19 protein-coding genes and 5 tRNA genes are annotated in these 19,887 nt (G+C 67.4%); 20 read left to right on the top strand and 4 right to left on the bottom strand.

Annotation, left to right across the window (positions count from 1 at the left end):
* The first annotated feature begins 18 nt into the window (after positions 1 to 18).
* Complete coding sequence (locus IMX13_RS00865) at positions 19 to 432, top strand: type IV pilin protein (RefSeq protein ID WP_128989571.1); 414 nt, start codon at positions 19 to 21, stop codon at positions 430 to 432.
* Positions 433 to 497: 65 nt separating this feature from the next.
* Positions 498 to 574: transfer RNA gene (locus IMX13_RS00860), tRNA-Asn, on the top strand.
* Positions 575 to 631: 57 nt separating this feature from the next.
* Here the strand turns inward: IMX13_RS00860 and IMX13_RS00855 are convergent.
* The gene (locus IMX13_RS00855; protein ID WP_065175863.1) at positions 632 to 1,162 is read right to left on the bottom strand and encodes a GspH/FimT family pseudopilin; all 531 of its coding nucleotides are present in this window, start codon (positions 1,160 to 1,162) and stop codon (positions 632 to 634) included.
* Between the two features lie 128 nt (positions 1,163 to 1,290).
* Here IMX13_RS00855 and uvrB point away from each other — a divergent pair, with 128 nt between their 5' ends.
* From uvrB to IMX13_RS00840, 3 genes are all read left to right on the top strand, one after another.
* Entirely contained in the window at positions 1,291 to 3,315 is a 2,025-nt protein-coding gene (gene uvrB / locus IMX13_RS00850) for an excinuclease ABC subunit UvrB (RefSeq protein ID WP_053520440.1), read from the top strand.
* A 105-nt stretch (positions 3,316 to 3,420) separates the two neighbouring features.
* Positions 3,421 to 3,495 (top strand) — tRNA-Val (locus tag IMX13_RS00845).
* A 97-nt stretch (positions 3,496 to 3,592) separates the two neighbouring features.
* A tRNA-Val gene (locus tag IMX13_RS00840) sits at positions 3,593 to 3,667 on the top strand.
* 93 nt (positions 3,668 to 3,760) lie between these two features.
* Here the strand turns inward: IMX13_RS00840 and IMX13_RS00835 are convergent.
* On the bottom strand, positions 3,761 to 4,102 hold the full coding sequence (locus tag IMX13_RS00835; protein ID WP_193395557.1) for a hypothetical protein: 342 nt from the start codon (positions 4,100 to 4,102) through the stop codon (positions 3,761 to 3,763).
* 181 nt (positions 4,103 to 4,283) lie between these two features.
* On the opposite strand from IMX13_RS00835, the gene IMX13_RS00830 reads away from it, so the two are divergent.
* The gene (locus tag IMX13_RS00830) at positions 4,284 to 4,424 is read left to right on the top strand and encodes a hypothetical protein (RefSeq protein ID WP_164972405.1); all 141 of its coding nucleotides are present in this window, start codon (positions 4,284 to 4,286) and stop codon (positions 4,422 to 4,424) included.
* 85 nt (positions 4,425 to 4,509) lie between these two features.
* Here IMX13_RS00830 and IMX13_RS00825 read toward each other — a convergent pair whose 3' ends face one another.
* Together IMX13_RS00825 and IMX13_RS00820 are read right to left on the bottom strand one after the other, a co-directional pair.
* Positions 4,510 to 4,794, bottom strand: coding sequence for a hypothetical protein (locus IMX13_RS00825; protein WP_065175865.1), 285 nt, complete (start codon positions 4,792 to 4,794; stop codon positions 4,510 to 4,512).
* 28 nt (positions 4,795 to 4,822) lie between these two features.
* Complete coding sequence (locus tag IMX13_RS00820) at positions 4,823 to 5,590, bottom strand: MipA/OmpV family protein (RefSeq protein ID WP_053519970.1); 768 nt, start codon at positions 5,588 to 5,590, stop codon at positions 4,823 to 4,825.
* A 137-nt stretch (positions 5,591 to 5,727) separates the two neighbouring features.
* Here IMX13_RS00820 and IMX13_RS00815 point away from each other — a divergent pair, with 137 nt between their 5' ends.
* The 14 genes from IMX13_RS00815 (at position 5,728) to IMX13_RS00750 (ending at position 19,740) form a co-directional block, all read left to right on the top strand.
* Positions 5,728 to 6,399 carry a response regulator transcription factor gene (locus IMX13_RS00815; RefSeq protein ID WP_065175867.1) on the top strand — a complete coding sequence of 224 codons (672 nt, stop codon included), beginning with the start codon at positions 5,728 to 5,730 and terminating at the stop codon, positions 6,397 to 6,399.
* Between the two features lies 1 nt (position 6,400).
* A complete protein-coding gene (locus tag IMX13_RS00810) occupies positions 6,401 to 7,744 on the top strand; it encodes a HAMP domain-containing sensor histidine kinase (protein WP_193395556.1) in 1,344 nt (447 codons plus the stop codon).
* Between the two features lie 59 nt (positions 7,745 to 7,803).
* Positions 7,804 to 10,203, top strand: coding sequence for a DNA internalization-related competence protein ComEC/Rec2 (locus IMX13_RS00805; protein ID WP_193395555.1), 2,400 nt, complete (start codon positions 7,804 to 7,806; stop codon positions 10,201 to 10,203).
* Positions 10,204 to 10,206: 3 nt separating this feature from the next.
* A complete protein-coding gene (locus IMX13_RS00800; protein WP_053519966.1) occupies positions 10,207 to 10,875 on the top strand; it encodes a MotA/TolQ/ExbB proton channel family protein in 669 nt (222 codons plus the stop codon).
* 3 nt (positions 10,876 to 10,878) lie between these two features.
* Positions 10,879 to 11,301: a biopolymer transporter ExbD gene (locus IMX13_RS00795; RefSeq protein ID WP_053519965.1), complete on the top strand. Its 423-nt coding sequence runs from the start codon at positions 10,879 to 10,881 to the stop codon at positions 11,299 to 11,301.
* Positions 11,298 to 13,046: a lipid A export permease/ATP-binding protein MsbA gene (gene msbA, locus IMX13_RS00790; RefSeq protein WP_053519964.1), complete on the top strand. Its 1,749-nt coding sequence runs from the start codon at positions 11,298 to 11,300 to the stop codon at positions 13,044 to 13,046. The genes IMX13_RS00795 and msbA overlap by 4 nt, the downstream gene beginning before the upstream one ends.
* Positions 13,046 to 14,065, top strand: coding sequence for a tetraacyldisaccharide 4'-kinase (gene lpxK / locus IMX13_RS00785; protein WP_193395554.1), 1,020 nt, complete (start codon positions 13,046 to 13,048; stop codon positions 14,063 to 14,065). Before msbA ends, lpxK begins: the two co-directional genes overlap by 1 nt.
* A gap of 75 nt (positions 14,066 to 14,140) precedes the next feature.
* Positions 14,141 to 14,914 (top strand): 3-deoxy-manno-octulosonate cytidylyltransferase, encoded by a 774-nt coding sequence (gene kdsB, locus IMX13_RS00780; protein WP_193395553.1) that lies wholly within the window; start codon positions 14,141 to 14,143, stop codon positions 14,912 to 14,914.
* Positions 14,911 to 15,399, top strand: a complete 489-nt coding sequence (locus IMX13_RS00775) for a low molecular weight protein-tyrosine-phosphatase (RefSeq protein ID WP_111186051.1) — start codon at positions 14,911 to 14,913, stop codon at positions 15,397 to 15,399. Before kdsB ends, IMX13_RS00775 begins: the two co-directional genes overlap by 4 nt.
* On the top strand, positions 15,396 to 16,808 hold the full coding sequence (locus tag IMX13_RS00770; protein WP_193395552.1) for a hypothetical protein: 1,413 nt from the start codon (positions 15,396 to 15,398) through the stop codon (positions 16,806 to 16,808). The genes IMX13_RS00775 and IMX13_RS00770 overlap by 4 nt, the downstream gene beginning before the upstream one ends.
* Positions 16,805 to 18,649, top strand: a complete 1,845-nt coding sequence (gene uvrC, locus IMX13_RS00765) for an excinuclease ABC subunit UvrC (protein WP_193395551.1) — start codon at positions 16,805 to 16,807, stop codon at positions 18,647 to 18,649. The genes IMX13_RS00770 and uvrC overlap by 4 nt, the downstream gene beginning before the upstream one ends.
* Before the next feature lie 18 nt (positions 18,650 to 18,667).
* On the top strand, positions 18,668 to 19,297 hold the full coding sequence (gene pgsA / locus IMX13_RS00760) for a CDP-diacylglycerol--glycerol-3-phosphate 3-phosphatidyltransferase (RefSeq protein ID WP_053519958.1): 630 nt from the start codon (positions 18,668 to 18,670) through the stop codon (positions 19,295 to 19,297).
* A gap of 113 nt (positions 19,298 to 19,410) precedes the next feature.
* A tRNA-Gly gene (locus IMX13_RS00755) sits at positions 19,411 to 19,486 on the top strand.
* A gap of 178 nt (positions 19,487 to 19,664) precedes the next feature.
* Positions 19,665 to 19,740, top strand: a tRNA-Gly gene (locus IMX13_RS00750).
* The last annotated feature ends 147 nt before the right edge of the window (positions 19,741 to 19,887 follow it).

The following is a 19,887-nucleotide window of genomic DNA, read 5'->3' as shown; positions in this document are numbered from 1 at the left end:
AGGAATACGGGAGCTGCCATGCGCACATCCAGCAGACAACAGCAGGTAACGGGCTTCACCCTGATCGAACTGATGATCACCGTTGCCGTCATCGCGGTACTTGCGGCTGTGGCGTTGCCTTCCTACCAGCGACATGTGCTGAAGACGCACCGCGCGATGGCCAAGGCTGACCTGGTCGAGATCGCGCAGCTGCTCGAACGGCATCACACCGTACAGAACAGCTACGACGGATTCTCGCTGCCGTTCAGCCAGTCGCCGCGGCAGGGCTCGGCCCGCTATGCCATATCGTTCGACGGCAAGGCGACCGCCGGGACCTATACCCTGCAGGCGGTTCCGGAAACCGGCCAGGACAAGGACGCGTGCGGCACGCTGAAACTCGATCAGGCGGGCCGCAAGACGCCGGACAGCAAGACCAACCCGGAGTGCTGGTAGACGGCAGCGGCGAGTGTGGAAGGGGCTTGCACGCCGCTTCTGGAATTGGCTAGAATGCGCACCCCGCCCGAATAGCTCAGCCGGTTAGAGCACTTGACTGTTAATCAGGGGGTCGTTGGTTCGAGTCCAACTTCGGGCGCCAGTTTCGAGAAAGCCGCGAGCAATCGCGGCTTTTTTCGTTGGGGCAGGCCGCGCCGGATCAGCAGGGCGTCGGCACGCGTGGGCGCAGGCTCCGGATCCGTCCGGGGATGTTGATGATCACGCGGCTGTGTTCCAGGCCCTGCACGCACAGCACGATGGACTGGTTGGTGCCGGCGTTGCGCCCGTCAGCGCGGAATCGGATGTGGGCGCGATGGTCGCTCGCCCGCAGTTCCACATGGCGATGGCGGTTCTCCAGGGTGTGCAGCAGGGTGGTCATTCCCCCGCTGGCCACCCGCGGCTCAACCTGAACGCGCCAGCCCTGGCTCCAGCGGTTGTCGCAGCGGCTGCCGTCGCCGGAGCCGCACACGGTGACCGGGCGTCCCTCGGTGATGGCGGTGCTGCGCGCCAGCGACAGGCTGCCGACCAGCTGGGCACGCAGGGATTCGGCCTGCAGCTGGCGCATCGCGCGCTGCCAGGGGCGCCAGGCCACAGCCAGCAGTACGCACAGGATCATCAGGACCACCAGCATTTCAGGCAGGTGGAGCCCCCGGGCCTTGCGCGCGGGGTGTTTGCAGAGGGTCTGGAGCATGCCCCCAGCCTGCCGGCCCCGCCGGCCGGTCTCCATTGGAGGTTGGCGCGTCGGGGTGTCCGGCTTCCCCTCAGCCGGCCGTCACCGGATGCCCCGTATACTGGCCGTTCCCGGGATCTGGCAACATCATGAGCGACAGTTTTGAACTCGTCTCGCCGTATTCACCGGCGGGCGACCAGCCGAACGCCATCGCGAAGCTGACCAGCAATTTCGAGTCCGGCATCGCCAAGCAGACGCTGCTGGGTGTGACCGGCTCGGGCAAGACCTACACCATCGCCAATGTCATCCAGCAGATCCAGAAGCCGACGCTGATCATGGCGCCGAACAAGACGCTGGCCGCACAGCTGTACGGTGAATTCAAGGCGTTCTTCCCGCACAACGCGGTGGAGTATTTCGTCAGCTACTACGACTACTACCAGCCGGAGGCCTATGTGCCGTCGTCGGACACCTTCATCGAGAAGGACAGTTCGATCAACGAGCACATCGAGCAGATGCGGCTGGCGGCGACCAAAACCCTGCTGTCGCGGCCCGACGCGATCGTGGTGGCCACCGTGTCGGCGATCTACGGCCTGGGTGCGCCCGAGGATTACCTGTCGCTGCGCCTGATCCTGTCCAAGGGTGAACGCATCGACCAGCGCGACCTGATCAATCATCTGACGCAGCTGCAGTACACCCGCAACGAATACGAGCTGCAGCGCGGCACCTTCCGCGTGCGCGGCGAAGTGATCGACGTGTTCCCGGCGGAGTCGGACAGCGAGGCGCTGCGCATTGAGCTGTTCGATGGCGAGGTCGAGAAGATCACGATGTTCGATCCGCTCACCGGCGAAACCCTGCGCAACCTGATGCGCTTCACCGTCTACCCGAAGACCCACTATGCGACGACCCGCGAACGCGTGCTCGCGGCGATCGAGACCATCAAGGTGGAACTGAAGGAGCGGCTTGAGCAGCTCTACGCACAGAACAAGCTGGTCGAGGCGCAGCGCCTTGCACAGCGCACCCAGTTCGACCTGGAGATGATGGCCGAGGTCGGCTACTGCAACGGCATCGAGAACTACTCGCGGCATCTCACCGGCAAGGGCCCGGGCGAGCCACCGCCGACCCTGTTCGATTACCTGCCGGCCGACGCGTTGCTGGTGATCGACGAATCGCACGTGACCATTCCGCAGATCGGCGCGATGTTCAAGGGCGACCGGTCGCGCAAGGAAACCCTGGTCGAGTTCGGCTTCCGCCTGCCCTCGGCGCTGGACAACCGCCCGCTGCGTTTCGAAGAGTGGGAAGCGCGCTCGCCGCGCAGCATCTACGTGTCGGCCACGCCGGGCCCGTACGAAATGCGCGAGTCGGGCGACGAAGTGACCGAGCTGGTGGTGCGGCCGACCGGCCTGATCGACCCGATGGTGGAGATCCGCCCGGTCGCTACCCAGGTCGACGATCTGATGAGCGAGGCCAACGAGCGCATCAAGGCTGGCGACCGCGTGCTGGTTACCACGCTGACCAAGCGCATGGCCGAGAACCTGACCGAGTACCTCACCGAGCATGGTATCCGCGTGCGCTACCTGCATTCGGACGTGGACACCGTCGAGCGCGTGGAGATCATCCGTGATCTGCGCCTGGGCAAGTTCGACGTGCTGGTCGGCATCAACCTGCTGCGCGAGGGCTTGGACATGCCCGAGGTGTCGCTGGTAGCGATCCTGGACGCGGACAAGGAGGGTTTCCTGCGCTCCACCGGTTCGCTGATCCAGACCATCGGCCGTGCGGCCCGCAATGTGCGCGGCAAGGCCATCCTGTATGCCGACAAGGTGACCCGTTCGATGCAGGCCGCGATCGACGAGACCGACCGCCGACGCGCCAAGCAGGTCGAGTACAACGAAGAGCACGGGATCATTCCGCGCTCGGTGGCGCGTCCGATCACCGACGTACTGGAAGGTGCCCGATCCGAAGCGGCCGAGAAGGAATCGCGCAAGGGAAAAGGCAAGGGCAGGCCTGGAGTGGCCGAGGATGTGGCCGACTACCGCGCGCTCGGGCCGGCGCAGCTGGCGGCGCGTCTCAAGGCTCTGGAACAGCAGATGTACCAGCACGCCAAGGACCTGGAATTCGAGGACGCGGCCCGCGTCCGCGACCAGATCCGACAGCTGAAGGAGGCCAGCCTGGGCTGAACGCGACAGTGCCGCACGTCTTCACAAAAGTGTTGCGCTTCCGGGCCGGCATCCGTAATATACGCGGCCTGCACCGACGCATTCGCGGACGTTCAGACCCCAAACGGGCGGTTAGCTCAGCGGTAGAGCACTACCTTGACATGGTAGGGGTCACAGGTTCGAACCCTGTACCGCCCACCACGACGTTCTCGAAAGAGGGCGGTCGTGAATTGAAAGCCCGGCCCTGGCGCCGGGTTTTTACGTAAAGAGGCCCGCTGGCGGGCCGCAGTAACACGATGGGCGGTTAGCTCAGCGGTAGAGCACTACCTTGACATGGTAGGGGTCACAGGTTCGAACCCTGTACCGCCCACCACCTGGCTCCCGGCCCTGCCGGTGCAGCGGTGGTAATACGAAAAGCCGGCCATCGCCGGCTTTTTTCATGGGCGCATGCAATGGCCGCGTGATGTCACGTCCGCGTGGCCCGGTGGTCAATGACGAGCGTCCGCCGTATCCGCCAGTGCCCATCGATACGCTCCCACACCTGGATCATGCGTGCCTCGCCGACGATTTCGCGATGGCCATCGGCCTGTTCCTGCGACAGGCACTGCTGTCCCACCCGCAGCAGTCGATCCTGGCGCAGGTGGAAGAGCCGCAGGCTCGCAGGTTCCAGTTCGCGCTGCATGGCGGGCTGCGCCACCCTCGTCGATGATCCGGACTGTAGGTGCAGATCGACCAGCACGGGCTCGTCGGCACTGGTGGCGTGACCGAACGCGCCAGCGCACAGCAGCAACAGGGCAAGCATCGGCATGGCACGGTGCTCCAGCGGGAAAGTGCAGGCAGACTGGCACTTCGCCGCCGGGACCACAGCCGGCCTGCGACGAACACCGGGATTGAGCCGCCAAACGCAGCCAGGCGCCGATGAATCCGCACCGGGCAGGCGTAGACTTGCGGCGCCCGCGCAATCGCGGCCATCACAAGGAGCAGCTGCGATGAGCGATCACGTTCCCGTTTCCAGGCCCAACCCGCTGCTCGACCTGTTGTTCGGCGGCAACATGCTGGCGGGCACGTTCAAGGCCGTGGTCTGGGTGGCCATCCTGTGTGCCGTGCTGGCCTGGACGACCTGCCGCTGATGGCGCACCTGCGTGCCGGCGTGCCGCACACTCGGACACGCGTGGCCCGCATCGGCTGCGGACGGGTGCCGTTCTGGGGGGGCGGTCAGGCGCTGAAGGCCTGGCGCAGGCTGCGCAGTGTCGCCTGGCGGTGCTCCGTCGTGCAGGGCTCACCCATCTCCAGTTCCTGCAGGCGAAGGCCGATCAGGGTCATCGACAGGGCGTAGCCGCGTGCCGCGTCGGCTACCTTCGACAGGCCCACTGCACGACGGGTCAGTGCATCGACGTGGTCCAGGTCCGGCAGAAGGCCGAGATACGCGCGTTCGGCGCTGTCCAGATCGGGGGCGCGCAGGATCGCGTGCGCATCGGCTGCGGGGCTGGGTGAGGCCATGGGGATTCCTCGTCCGGGGAGCGCTCGGTCAGAACGAACGCATCAGGGAAATGAAGGCGGATGTCTGGCTGCCACGGCGCGCCATCGGGCTGTCCTTGACCGCATCGCCGAACCATTGGTTGGCCACTACGCCGGTGGCGCGCCATCTGCTGCCCAGTGGCGTGCTGACCGCGATCTGCACGCTCGGCGAGGTGGCGCTGCCGGGGCTGTAGGCGGCCAGGCCCGAACGCAGTGCTTCCTCGTCGCTGATGCCGTAGTAGTAATCGAGCAGGCGCGCACTGGAATGCACCACTCCGGCCCTCGGCACCCAGGTGAAACGACCGGCCTGCAGCGGATAGCTGTAGTACAGGCTTGATTCCAGGCCGCCACCATGGCCGCTGATCTCGCGCATCACACTGGCTTCGACGATGCCCCAGTCGGCGCTGTATTCGGCATTGATGCCTCCCATCGCCGACATCTGCCGGCTGTGCAGGCGGCGCAGCTGTGGATCGTTCACGTCATCGGTCTTGAAGCGCAGCGTGTAGGGCGTGAGCGCCGCCGACAGGCGCAGGCCCTCGCCCTTGTACAGGTACATGCCCAGCGAGCCGGGGCTGGCGAAGAAGCGCTCGCCCTGCCAGGAGAGGGCGGGCACGACCAATGGCTTGACGTCGTAGTGCGCGTAGGCGCCCGATGTCGCGCCGACCGTGATCCCGGCCTTCACGCCGGGTGTCTGTTCCGCCGCCTGGGCCAGCAGCGGCATCGACAGCACGGCGGAGAACAGCATCGGGCGCAGCAGGGCAGAGGGCGACAAGGGCATCGATCGACAGCTTTGCAGGGGATGAGGCTGCATGCTGCGGTGTCAACATTGTCGCAACATTGCGTCGATGCACACGGAGCGCGACGGGGCCCTGGCTGGCACAATGATCCGAACCGTTTCCCGCAGCAGAGACCTCCATGCGCATTCTTCTGGTCGAAGATGATCCCGACCTCTCGCGGGCCCTGCAGTCCGGGCTGGAGCGGCAGGGCGTAGTCGCCGACGTGGTCGGCAGCCTCGCCGAAGCCGCCATCGCGTTGCGCGAACCGGTGCACCAGCTGATGCTTCTCGACCGCCAGCTGCCGGACGGCGATGGTGCCACCTTCGTCGCTACCGCACGCACGTTGCGACCGAATCTGGCGGTGATCATGCTGACCGCCAAGGGCACGCTGTCGGACAAGGTCGAGGGCCTGGATGTCGGTGCCGATGACTATCTGGTCAAGCCGGTGGCGATCGAAGAACTGATGGCACGCATCCGCGCGGTATCGCGTCGGCCATCGGCGATGGTCACCCCCAGCCTGCGGCTCGGGCAGCTGGAATTCGACTTCGAATCGCTGCAGGCGCAGGTGCAGGGCCAGACACTGGCACTGCCGCGCCGCCAGGTGCTGGTGCTGCAGGCGCTGGCGATGAGGCAGGGGCGCACGGTCACGCGCAGCGCGTTGGAGGCGGCGGTCTACGGTTTCGATGACGAGATCCAGTCCAACGCGCTGGATGCGCACATCTCCAAACTGCGCAAGGCGCTGCAACAGGCGGGCGCTGGCGTGGAGATCCATGTCATCCGCGGCGTCGGCTACCTGCTGGCGGAGGCCTGATATGGCGCGACCGATCCGATCGATCACCCTCGGCCTGGCCTGGCGGTTGTTCCTGGCGCAGGCGTTCACCGTGCTGTTCGCCGTGGTCGCACTGATCCTCACCTGGGGTGACAAGGATTCCTGGGGCATGGACATGTTCACCGCCGAGGCGGTGGCCAAGGCCGTGCACAGCCAGGATGGGGGCCTGGCGCTGGACGAGGCACGCTGGCAGAAGCTGGATGCGCGCGCCGGTGGCAACCTCTGGTTCGCCGCCGTCGATGACCGGGGAGCCTGGCTCGAGCGTGGCAAGGTACCGGCGATCCATGCGCCGCTGCTGGCGCGGCTGCCGACGCTGGGTGCCACCGAACTGGGTTCACTGGTGCCGCCCTATCTGGACGTGGCGCGGGTGATGATCCGCAACGAGGACGGGCGTCGCATCACGGTGATGGTGGGGGGCGCACCGAAGGGCGGCCTGCTGGATGGCGCGCTGATGGTGCTGCGCCTGATTGGCCTGTGGTTCTTCCTGCCACTGATCGTGGTCACCCTGCTGGTGATGCCGACCGTGATCCACCGCGCGATGCGCGGTGTCCGACGCTCCGCGCAGCAGGCCAAGGAACTGGACATCGGCCAGCCGGGCGCGCGGCTGGACGCGCAGCTGGTCTCGACCGAGGTAGCACCCCTGGTGGAGGCGTTCAACGATGCCATCGACAAGGTGCAGCAGGGCTATGCGGCGCGTGACAAGTTTCTTGCTGATGCCGCGCATGAGCTGCGCGTGCCGATTGCCGTGGTGCAGGCGCGCCTGTCGCAGCTGCCGCAGGGCGAGTTGAAATCGCAGTTGCTGACCGACGTTGCGCGCCTGGGCAACGTGGCCGAGCACCTGCTGGATCTGCAGCGGCTGGATCGCAACACCAGTGCGATGCAACGGTTGGATCTGGCCCTGGTGGTGCGCGAAGCGGCGGCCGAACTGGCTCCGTTGGTGGTGGGCGCTGGCTACGGTTTCGAGGTGGACGCACCAGAGACGCCGGTGTGGATCCACGGCGACAGCCTGGCGCTGGGGCGGGTCATCGCCAATCTGGTGCACAACGCCATCGTCCATGGCGGCGGGCGTGGCACGATCTGCGTACGTCTCGACCGGACCGGTCTGCTGGAAGTCAGCGACCAGGGCGCGGGCGTGCCGGTCGGCGACCGCGAGGCGATCTTCGAGCCCTTCCATCGACTGCGTGCGGCGGGCAGTGGAAGCGGGTTGGGCCTGCACCTGGTCAAGGAGATCGTCCAGCATCACGGTGGCTCGGTCAGTGTGGGTGAAGCCGTCGGCGGCGGCGCCAGCTTCCGGGTCAATTTCCATCGCGGCAGCGTGCGGCGCTGACCGCTGCGCGGGTCGTTGCCTGATAGGAGGACAGGGGCAGCACGCGGCAGGCTGATGCGATGGCCGCCGATACTCCGTTGCCCGCTCCCATTGGCGGGGTCTGCACTGCCGCGTTCGTCAGCGGCGCCCTGGCGTGCGTGCTGCTGCCCGCGTTGCCACCGCTCTGGAGCTGCGCGCTGGCGAGCACCGTGGCCGGCCTGGGGTGGGCGCTGCCGTGGCGCGGCCGCGCGGTTGCCGCGCTGCTGTTCGGCGCAGCGTGGGCGGCCCTGCATGGTCAATGGACGCTGCAGCAGCAACTGCCGCCGGCCATGCCGGTCCGCGATGCCGTGGTCAGCGGGCGCGTCGTCGATCTGCCGGTAACGGCGGGCGGCCATACCCGTTTCGTCCTGCAGGTCGGCGATGCACCGGGGCATCCCGCACTGGCGGGCAAGCGCCTGCAGATCACCTGGAGCGATCCATGGCCCGGAACCCGCACGCGCGTTGAGGGTGGGGGCCGTCATCAGGTCCGTGCGGGGGCGCAGTGGCGGTTGCCGTTGCGGCTGCGGGCGCCACGCTCGCGGATCAATCCTGGCGGCTTCGACGCGGAACGTCATGCCGTGCTGGCGGGCATTGCCGGTCACGGCACGGTGCGTGCAGCGGGCAGTGCGCGTGAACTGCAGGCGCCGGACGGGCTGCTGGCCTGGCGCGAGCGCAGCAGCGATGCGATTGCAATGCAGGTTCCCAGCCCCGCATCGCGCTTCATCCGCGCGCTCGCGCTGGGCGATACCCGATGGCTGTCCGACACCGATTGGAATCAGTTGCGTGCGCTGGGGCTGACCCACCTGATCGCCATCTCGGGCTTCCACGTGGGCCTGGTGGGTGGCTGCGCGGCACTGCTGTGCAGCGCAGTGTGGTGGCTGTTGCCGTCGCTGGCCCGTCATTGGCCGCGTCCGCAGGCCGCTGCGTGTTCCGCCGCGCTGGCAGCGGCCGGCTATGCCCTGGTGGCCGGCGCGGAACTGCCGACCGTACGCACGGCGTTGATGATCGGGCTGATCGCCCTGGCACGCGGGGGGCGGCGACCTCCCGACGTGGTCCAGGCCGTGTCACTGGCGGCCCTGGTGCTGCTGTTGCCAGCACCACTGTCCGTGCTGTCGGCCGGCTTCTGGCTCAGCTTCGGTGGCGTGCTCTGGCTGCTGTGGTGCCTGCCGACGGCAAGCGCCGACAGTGTGGGGAGCCGCCTGCAGGCCTTCTTCGCGGCCCAGGGGGTGGCCAGTCTCGGCCTCCTGCCGCTGTGCGTGGCCCTGTTCGGAGGCGCCGCGCGCCTGGGGCCTCTGGTCAATCTGCCGGTCATCCCGTGGTGGAGCCTGCTGGTGGTGCCACTGGCACTGCTTGGCACCGCTCTGGATGCCCTGTACAGCGGGGCGGGACGATGGCCCTGGCGCGCAGCGTCCTGGCTGTTCGACCTCAGCTGGCAGGCCCTGCAGCCGCTGGCAGACCACCCGCAGGCGATGTGGTGGCTGGCCGAGGCTCCGGCGTGGACCGTGCCAGCGGCCTTGGCGGGCCTGTTCTGGTGGTTGCTGCCGCGCGGGGCCGGCGGCGCGCTGGCCGGCGCGCTGCTGTGCCTGCCGCTGTCATGGCCGTCACGTGACATACCGGCTGCCGGGGAGGTGCAGCTGCTGGTGCATGATGTCGGGCAGGGCACGGCGGTGCTGGTGCGCACGGCACGGCATGCATTGTGGTACGACGTCGGCCCTGCGATCGGTGGCGATGGCGATGAACGGGTCCTGCTGCCGGCCGTACGTGCGCTGGGTCAGGTGCCGCCCGGTCGCGTGGTGCTCAGTCATGACCATCTGGATCACACCGGCGCACTGCCGCGGCTGCGCCGGCAGCTGCCGCACCTGGAGCTGCTGGCACCCCCAGGCAGCAGCCTCGACGGTGCCAGCAGCTGCCATCGCGGCGTTCGCTGGCGGTGGGACGGGGTGGACTTCGAGGTGCTGCATCCCGGGCCCGACGTGCCGACGGCCGGCAACGAGGACAGCTGCGTGCTGCGCATCGCCAGCGCACATGGCGTGATCCTGCTGGCCGGCGACATCGGCGCGGCGACCGAACGGCGCCTGGTGGAGCGGGCGCCCGGCGAGCTGCGCGCGGACGTGGTCCTGGTGCCGCATCATGGCAGCGGGGGCAGTTCGGATCCGGCCTGGGTGGCAGCGGTGGCTCCCCGGCTGGCCGTGGTCTCGGCCGGGCACCAGAACCGTTTTGGCCACCCGAAACGTGACGTGGTGCAGCGCTGGCGCGCCGTGGGCGCCGAAGTGCTGGCTACGGCCGAATCCGGCGCGATCCGCATATGGCTTGGCGCACAAGGCCTGCAGCTGCGTGAACAGCGCATCCACGCGGCCCGGTGGTGGGATGCCGCTGGGCGGGCGCGGTCGGCTGCTATCCTATCGCCGATCGAACAGGCGGCCGCTGGGCCGGAGGGTTGAAACGTGTGGGAACTGGTCAAGGCCGGTGGCTGGCCGATGGTGCCGCTGCTGCTGTTGGGCGTACTGGCTTTGGCAATCGTCCTGGAGCGCTTCTGGTCCCTGCGGCGCGCTGAAGTGCTGCCACCGGGGCTGGGCCAGGAAGTGCGCAACTGGGCTGCGCGCGGCAAGCTCGACCCTGCCCATCTGCAGACGCTGCGTGCCAACTCGCCACTGGGAGCGCTGCTGGCCGCCGCGCTGGAAGCACGCAATCGTCCGCGCGACCAGATCCGCGAGCGCATCGAGGACACCGGCCGCCACCTGGTACACCGCATGGAGCGGTTCCTCAACGCGCTCGGCACCATTGCCTCGGCCGGCCCGCTGCTGGGCCTGCTCGGCACGGTGATCGGCATGATCCAGATGTTCCTGGGCATCCTCGACCACGGCGTGGGCGATGTGAACCAGTTGGCCGGTGGCATCGGCAAGGCCCTGGTCTGCACCGCCACCGGCATGATCGTGGCGATTCCTGCGCTGATGTTCCATCGCTATTTCAAGGGCCGGATCCACGGCTACGTGGTGGAGATGGAACAGGAAGCCAGCGCGTTGCTGGATACGCTCGATGGTCGTCCCGGCGTGATGGCGCCCGCACCGGCATCGGCTGCACGTGCCGCTGCGCCCGCCCCGGCGAAGGCCTGATCGATGCGTATCGGCAACGACCGATCCCAGGATGAGCCGCATATCGATCTGGTACCGTTGATCGACGTCATCCTGGTGCTGATCATCTTCTTCGTGGTCACCACCACCTTCGATGCGCGTTCGACGCTGCAGGTGCAGCTGCCCACCGCCAGCCAGCAGCACAGCGATGAACCACCGCGTTCGTTGAGCGTGCTGATCAATGCCGATGGCCGCTATTTCATCAATGACCAGGAAGTGCTGCGCAGCGACGTCGAGTCGGTCAAGCAGACCATTGCCGCTGTGGCGGGCAGTGATCGCGAACAGACCGTGCTGCTGCGTGCCGACGCGCGTACTCCCTACCAGGCCGTCGTGACCGCGCAGGATGCGCTTGGTCAGCTCGGTTTCCGCCGTATTGCAATCGCCACTGCGCCAGAGGTGCGTCCATGAGTTCCAAACACGCGCCGGTGTGGCCGATCTACAAACGCCTGCTGGGATATACCCGGGCCTATTGGGTGTTCATGGTGGCCGCGGTCATCGCGATGGTGGTCGAAGCACTGGCCGGCTATCACTTCACCAAGCTGATGGAGCCGCTGGTCAACCGGGGCTTCGTCAACCCGGAGCCGCGCATGGCGGTGATCCTGCCGCTGACCATCCTGGGCCTGTTCCTGATGCGCAGCCTGGCCACCTGGGTCAGCGACTACACGCTGGCCAAGACCGGGCGCAGCGTGGTCCGCGACCTGCGCGAGCAGGTTCTGCAGAAGTACCTGCACCTGCCGTCTTCGCACTTCGACAACGAGGCGACGCCGGTGATGGTCAGCCGCCTCAACTTCGACACCGAGCAGGTCACCCAGGCCAGCGCCGACGCACTGAAGACCGTGGTCGCCGACACCCTGACCATCATCGCCATGCTGGTGGTGATGCTGCAGATGAGCGTGAAGGTGACCCTGGCGATGCTGCTGGTGGTGCCGCTGATCGGCGGCATCGTGTCCTATGTCGGCAAGCGCTACCGCCGCATCAGCCGCGGCATCCAGGACGGCATGGGCACGATGGCGCAGACGGCGGAACAGTCGCTCGCCGCGCAGCAGGAAGTGAAGGTGCATGGCACGCAGGCGCATGAGATCGCCCGTTACTCGCGCCTGGCCAACCGCATGCTGGCGCTGAACATGAAAGTCGAAGTGACGCGTGCCGCCGCGTCCAGCGTGGTCCAGTTCCTCGCTGCGCTGGCCCTGGCAGTGATCGTCTGGGTGTCCACCCGCGAAGCACTGGCCGGCAAGCTCAATGCGGGCCAGTTCATGGGCCTGATGACCTCGATGATGGCGATCATCCCTTCGCTGCGGCGCCTGACCAGCGTGCAGACCTCGATCTCGCGTGGCGTCGCGGCGGCCGAGCGCCTGTTCGGCATCATCGACATGCCGGTCGAGCGCGACGACGGCACGCATGTCGTGCAGCGCGTACGCGGTGAACTGTCGTTCGAGCACGTGATGCTGCGTTATCGCGAAGACAGCGGCATCGCCCTGGATGACATCAGTTTCGTTGCCAGGCCCGGAACGGTCACCGCCATCGTTGGTCGTTCCGGCAGCGGCAAGACCAGCCTGATCCGGCTGGTGCCACGCTTCTACGAGCCCAATGGCGGCGTCATCCGGCTGGACGGCGTACCCCTGGATGACTATCCGCTGGCTGACCTGCGCCGGCAGGTGGCGATCGTCGGGCAGAAGGTCATGCTGTTCGACGACACCATCGCTGCCAACATCGCCTATGGCATGGATGCGACCGACGAGCAGATCCGTGCCGCGGCCGAAGCGGCCAATGCCTGGGAATTCATCGCACGCATGCCACAGCAGCTGCAGACGCCGGTGGGCGAGAACGGTGCGCTGCTGTCCGGTGGCCAGCGCCAGCGCCTGGCGATCGCCCGCGCGATCCTGCGTGATGCGCCGATCCTGATCCTGGATGAAGCCACCGCGGCGCTGGACAATGAATCCGAACGGCTGGTGCAGGACGCGCTGCAGCGACTGATGCCGGAGCGCACCACGCTGGTGATCGCCCACCGCCTGTCCACCATCGAGCACGCCGACCAGGTGCTGGTGATGGATCACGGCCGCATCGTCGAACGTGGCACCCATCATGAGCTGCTTGCCATGGGTGGCCTGTACCAGCACCTGCACAGCATGCAGTTCCGCGAAAGGCAGGACTGATGGCAGGCAAGGGTACCCAGACCCCGCCGTACTGGTATGACGGCAGTTCGGTTCCATGGCCCATGCGCCTGCTGGCCCCGCTGTATGCCGGCGTCACCGCGCTGCGGCGACGCCTGTACCAGCGCGGTTGGCGCAAGCGCCACACGTTGCCGGTGCCGGTCATCGTGGTCGGCAACATCACCGCTGGCGGCACCGGCAAGACGCCGTTGACCATCGCCCTGGTCGAGCGGCTGCGCGCGGCCGGCTGGACGCCAGGCGTGGCGAGCCGTGGTTATGGCCGCGAGAACGCCGACAAGGCGCAGTGGGTAAAGGCCGATACGCCGGTTGCAACCGGCGGCGATGAGCCGGTGCTGATTGCCTGGAAGACCGGCGTGCCGGTGCGCGTCGATCGCGATCGGGTGGCGGCGGGCCGTGCGCTGATCGAGGCCGGTTGCGATGTGATCGTCTGCGACGACGGCCTGCAGCACTACCGGCTGGCCCGTGACATCGAAATCGAAGTGGTGGATGCGCAGCGCCGCTACGGCAACGGCCGGATGATCCCGGCCGGCCCGTTGCGCGAGCCGGTCAGCCGCGCTGCCGAGTGCGATTTCCGCGTGGTCAACCTGGGCCAGACGGATGAGGACGGCGCGGCGCAGGCCTGCGGATTCGGTCAATGGCCGATGGCCCTGTATATCGACACCGCACAGCCTCTCGCGGGTGGGCGCGCGCGCCCGCTGGGCTATTTCAAGGGCCAGCGCGTGCATGCCGTGGCGGGCATCGCCCATCCACAGCGCTTCTTCGACATGCTGCGCGCGCGCGGCATCGGCGTGGTGCCGCATGCCTTCGCCGATCACCATGCCTACCAGCCGCAGGAACTGTCCTTTGGTAGCCAGCTGCCGGTGTTGATGACCGAGAAGGACGCGGTGAAGTGCCGCGCGTTCGGCAATGACTGGTATTACGCCGTGCCGTTGCGCGCTGAACTGCCTGCCGCGTTCTGGGTGGCGCTGACCGATCGCCTGGACAAGCTGCGACCGAACTGAGCGGCCGGGCGACGCTTGCAATCAGGCGCCGCTGGCCACATTCCCGTTGTAACGAGCCTGCCGAGTACCGCCCGCATGACTGAATTCGTCGTTGCCATCCCCGCCCGCTATGCCGCCTCGCGGCTGCCGGGCAAGCCGCTGCGCCTGCTCGGCGGCGATCCGCTGGTGCTGCATGTGGCGCGCCGTGCGCTGCTGGCTGGCGCGCGCGAGGTATGGGTGGCCACCGACGATCAGCGGATCGCCGACGCACTGGCGGGCCTGGGCGAAGTGAAGGTGGCGATGACCGCCGCATCGCATGCATCCGGCACGGATCGCCTGGCCGAGTGCGCGCGCATCGCCGGCTGGGATGACGACACCGTGGTGGTGAACCTGCAGGGCGATGAGCCGTTCGCGCCGGCGGCCGGCATCCGCGCCGTGGCCGAGGCGCTGGTCGATGGCGCGGCGCCGATGTCGACCCTGGCTACGACGGTCGAGGACGCCGAGACCTTGTTCGATCCGAACGTGGTCAAGCTGGTGCGCAATGTGCGCAACGAGGCGCTGTACTTCAGCCGCGCCCCGATCGCCTGGCACCGGGACGGTTTCGCACGCAGTCGCGAGGCCCTGCCTGAAGGCCACCAGTGGCTTCGTCACATCGGCATCTACGGTTATCGCGCCGGCTTCCTGCAGCAGGTCGCGGCGATGCCGCCGGGCCGGCTGGAGCAGATCGAAGCGCTGGAGCAGCTGCGCGTGCTGGAAGCCGGCTTTTCGATCAGCGTCGCCATCTCGCCTGAAGCGTTTCCGCCTGGCATCGACACCCCGGAGGACCTGGAGCGGGCCGAGGCGGTGCTGCGGGCCATGACCCCGCAATGAAGCTGCTGGTCGTCTGCCTGGGCAACATCTGCCGCTCGCCGATGGCCGAGGGGGCATTGCGCGCGCGCCTGGAGGCATCCCCATTGGCCGGCCGTGTGCAGGTCGATTCGGCCGGCACCGGCGACTGGCATGTGGGCGAGCCGCCGGACCGGCGGGCGATCGCCTGCGCAGCCGGCCATGGCGTTGACATCAGCGGGCTGCGTGCCCGCCAGCTGCGCGCCGATGACTTCCAGCGCTTCGACTGGATTCTCTGCGCCGATGAGGCCAACCTGCGTGATGCCGGGCGGCTGGCCACCGCGCAGGAGCGCCAGCGCCTGGCCCTGTACCTGCCATGGTCAGGCGGGCAGGGCGCGGCCGCCATTCCGGATCCGTACACCGGTGGCAGCGATCATTTCGAGCAGGTCTGGGCCCTGGTTGACCAAGCGGCAGAACGTGCGGTGGCACGACTGTTGCATGACGTCGACTCCGGCATAATCAGGGCATGAACGCCCAGCCTGTCCCGGACCTGCCCGAGTTCGCCACCTGGCTCAATGCCATCCCCTGCACCCTGGCGGAACTGCGCGGCCGGCCGGTCGCGCTGCTGTTCGTCAACGCTGCTTCTGCCTGGAGCGCACAACGCCTGGCCGAGTTCGGCCAATGGCTGTCGCGCCATCCGGGCAAGCTGCAGCCGCTGGTGCTGCAGGTGCCGCGCTTCGACTTCGAGCGCGATCCCGATGCCGCGTTGAAACTGCTGCGCCGCCAGGGCCTGACCGCCCCGGTACTGCTGGATGCGGATTGGGACGGCTGGCGCCGTTTCGGTGTCACCGCGTGGCCGACCCTGATCCTTCTCGACGCGCAGGGACGCGAGCGGCAGCGGCTGGTCGGGCAGGGCGCTGCCGGCGAGCTCGAGCGCGCGCTGAACGCACTGTGCGAGGGTGCACCCTCGGCCCCGCCGCGCGGTGGCAACGAGCTGCACCCCGAGCCGCGGCATGCGTTGCGCTTTCCGCTGGGCCTGGCGGTCAGCACCGAGCGCCTGTACATCGCTGATAGCGGCCATCACCGCATTCTCGAATGCAGCCATGGCGGCCGCGTGCTTCGTCAGTTCGGGCTGGGGACCGCGGATTTCATGGATGGCAATCTGGCCGAGGCCGCCTTCCACAGGCCGCAGGCACTGGTGCTCGAGCGCGACGCCCTGTACGTCGCCGACACCGGCAACCACGCCATCCGCCGGATCAACCTGTTGACCGGTCTGGTCGACACCCTGTGCGGCAATGGGCGCCCGGGCGCGCCGGTGGAAGGGCCTGTCGCCCAGCCGCGACAGGTGCCGCTGGATCATCCGGTCGGCCTCGCCATCGCCGACAACCAGCTGCATATCGCCATGGCGGGTGACAACCGGATCTGGAGCTACCACCTCGGCCAGCGCAGCCTGCAATGGCGCGCAGGCAGTGGCGCGATCGACGAGCGCGACGGCAGTGGGCATCTGGCTGCCTTCGCGCAACCCACCGCGCTTGCCGTAGTACAACAGGTCCTGTACGTGGCCGATGCGCTGGGGTCTTCGATCCGCGCGCTGCAGCTGCGTGGGGATCTGGTGCAGACGCTGCTCGGGCAGGGCACATGGCGCTTCGGTGAAGCCGACGGCCCGCGTGCCCACGCCAGCCTGCAGTTCCCGCAGGCGATTGCGCTGAGTCCGGGCGCACCGCTGCTGTGGATTGCCGATACCGGCAACGGTCGCCTGCGCACGCTGCGCCTGGGCGGCGGCGAACTGACCACGCAACCGTTGCCACGGCGCCTGCATGGCCCGGCCGGCCTTGCCGTGGGCGCGGGCGCGGTGTGGATCGCCGAGACCGACGCGCACGCCGTGCTGCGTTTCGACCCTGACAGTGGTGTACTCAGCGAAGTACCGATCAGCGAATGACCGACGTTCCCGTCCCGGCCTTCGACGGCAAGGCCTTCGCGGCCCAACTCAGTACCGCCCCCGGGGTGTACCGCATGTACGCCGCCGACGACACCCTGCTGTACGTCGGCAAGGCACGCGCGCTTCGCAACCGGGTGGGCAGCTATTTCAATGGCAGCCCGAAGAACGCGCGGATCATGTCGATGATCTCGCAGATCACGCGGATGGATGTGACTGTCACGCGCTCGGAGGCCGAGGCGCTGCTGCTGGAAAACCAGCTGATCAAGTCGCTGGCACCGCGTTACAACGTCTCCCTGCGTGACGACAAGACCTACCCGCACGTGCTGCTGACCCGCGAGGAATGGCCACGCATCGCCCTGCACCGGGGGCCGCGTGCGATCCCCGGCCGCTATTTCGGGCCGTATCCGGGTGTCACCGCGGTGCGCGAGACGCTGAACCTGATGCACAAGCTGTTCAAGCTGCGCAGCTGCGAGGACAGCGTGTTCCGCAACCGCTCACGGCCGTGCCTGCAGTACCAGATCGGCCGCTGCAGTGCCCCCTGCGTCGAGCTGGTACCGGCAGGCGAGTATGCCGAGTCGGTGCGCCGCGCGGCGCTTTTCCTGGAAGGCAAAAGCGATGAGCTGACCCGTGAACTGGGTGAGCAGATGCAGGCTGCCAGTGAAGCACTGGAGTTCGAGCAGGCCGCGCGCCTGCGTGACCTGATTTCGTCGCTGCGCAGCATGCAGACCCGCCAGTACGTCGATGGCCGCGCCGCCGACCTGGACGTGCTGGCAGTGGCCATGCAGGGCTCGCAGGCCTGCGTGCTGCTGCTGGCATTCCGCGATGGGCGCAACCTGGGCACCCGCCCGTTCTTCCCCCGCACCAATGGCGAGGACAGCCCGCAGGAAGTGCTGGCGGCGTTCGTCTCCCAGTACTACATCGAGTTCGAGCCACCGCGCGAGATCCTGCTGGATCGCGAGATTCCGGATGCCGATCTGCTGATGGCCGCGCTGTCTGTTTCGGCCGAGCGCAAGGTGCAGCTGAAGTGGAACGTGCGCGGCGAGCGCGCCGGTTATGTAGAGCTGGCCAGCCGCAACGCGCAGCTGACGCTGGCCACCGAGCTCAACAGCCGCAACGCGCAGCACGTGCGCAGCGAAGCCCTGCGCGAGATGCTGGGCCTGGCCGAGCCGGTCAAGCGCGTGGAGTGCTTCGACATCAGCCACACGCTGGGTGAGGCGACCGTGGCGTCCTGCGTGGTTTTCGATGCGGCCGGTCCGGTGCGTGCCCAGTATCGCCGCTACAACATCAGTGGCATCGAGCCGGGCGACGACTATGCCGCCATGCGTCAGGCCATCGATCGCCGCTTCCGCCGTGCCGTGGAAGAGCAGGGCGTGCTGCCCGACGTGCTGCTGATCGACGGTGGCGCCGGCCAGCTGGCGCAGGCGCAGGCGGCGCTGGCCGACCTGGGCGTGGAGGGCGTATTGCTGGTGGGCGTGGCCAAGGGCGTGGAGCGCCGCGCCGGTCATGAGGCGCTGGTCATGCCCGACGGCCGAGAGCTGCGCCCCGGTGCCGCCAATCCCGCCCTGCAGTTCATCCAGCAGGTGCGCGATGAGGCGCACCGCTTCGCCATCACCGGTCACCGCGGCCGCCGGCAGAAGGCGCGCATGACCAGCAGGCTGGAAGACATCCCGGGCATCGGCCCGCGTCGTCGTGCCAGCCTGCTGAAGCATTTCGGTGGGCTGGTCGGCCTGAAGGCGGCCGGTGAAGCGGAGATCGCCAAGGTGGAAGGCATCAATGATGCCCTCGCGGCCCGTATCTACGCTAACCTGCACGGGTTGGCCACGCCCGATGCGGCCGATTAGAGAGAGAAGCGCGCAAGCATGAAGTTGACCCTGCCCACCTGGCTGACGCTGTTGCGGATCGTGATGATCCCGGTGCTGGTGCTGGTGTTCTACCTGCCCTACACCTGGACCAACTTCGCTTCGGCGGCGATCTTCGGCTTGGCCGCGATCACCGATTGGCTCGATGGCTGGATCGCCCGCCGCTATCAGCTGGAATCGGCGTTCGGCGCCTTTCTCGACCCGGTGGCGGACAAGTTGATGGTGGCGGTGGCGCTGTTCCTGATCGTGCAGGGGCATCCGACGCCGTGGATGGCGTTCTGGGCCGCCGTCATCGTTGGCCGCGAAATCGCGGTATCGGCATTGCGCGAATGGATGGCCGAGCTTGGCCAGCGTGCCAAGGTGCGGGTGGCGATGATCGGCAAGGTGAAGACAACCGCGCAGATGGTTGCGCTCCTGTGCCTGCTGTACTCGGTCGCGCCCAGCGTGGCGGTCGAGGACATCTGGATGGGCTGGCCGATCTTCCACATCGGTGACTGGACGCTGGCCATCGCGGCGGTGCTGACGCTGTGGTCCGGCCTGCAGTATCTGCACGCGGCCTGGCCGAGCCTGCGCGAGGACGAGCGTGCCGCACGCGAGCGCTCACGACAGAAGAAGCTGGGCAACGGTTGATCGGCGGCACACGGGATGCCCGTCAGGTTGCGAAGCGCGCTGGTTGCTGGATGCGCGCGGTTGAAAAAAGGCCTTGACGCCCCTTCCAGAATGGGTAGAATTTCGCCTCCCAAGCGGGAATAGCTCAGTTGGTAGAGCGCAACCTTGCCAAGGTTGAGGTCGCGAGTTCGAGTCTCGTTTCCCGCTCCAGATTCTGAAAGAGAGGTCTCTGGCCTCTCTTTTTTTATGTCGTGCCGGCCCTGGATTGCCGGGCTTTCCGCTCATCCGAACCTGAACGGAAAACGGGAATCGCCGAGGAGATTTCTGTTGACGCATTGCTGCAATCTCGACACAATAGCGCTCCTTCGACGCAGGTCGAACGGAATCTGCGGGAATAGCTCAGTTGGTAGAGCGCAACCTTGCCAAGGTTGAGGTCGCGAGTTCGAGTCTCGTTTCCCGCTCCAGATTCAAGAAAGAACGCTCCCGCAAGGGGGCGTTTTTCGTTTCCGGTCAGGCCGGACCCTCCTGCCCGCCATTGCGGACCGTGCCGAATGGATATCATCCGCTGTAGTCGTCGGGGTGACGCAGGGAGCGGGGCAAGGGCTGGCAGA

The sequence above is a fragment of the Stenotrophomonas sp. B2 genome, from assembly GCF_014947095.1.
Lineage (GTDB): Bacteria > Pseudomonadota > Gammaproteobacteria > Xanthomonadales > Xanthomonadaceae > Stenotrophomonas > Stenotrophomonas maltophilia_P.
The sequence above is the reverse complement of the archived record's forward strand: the minus strand, read 5'-3'. Positions and strand labels throughout refer to the sequence as shown.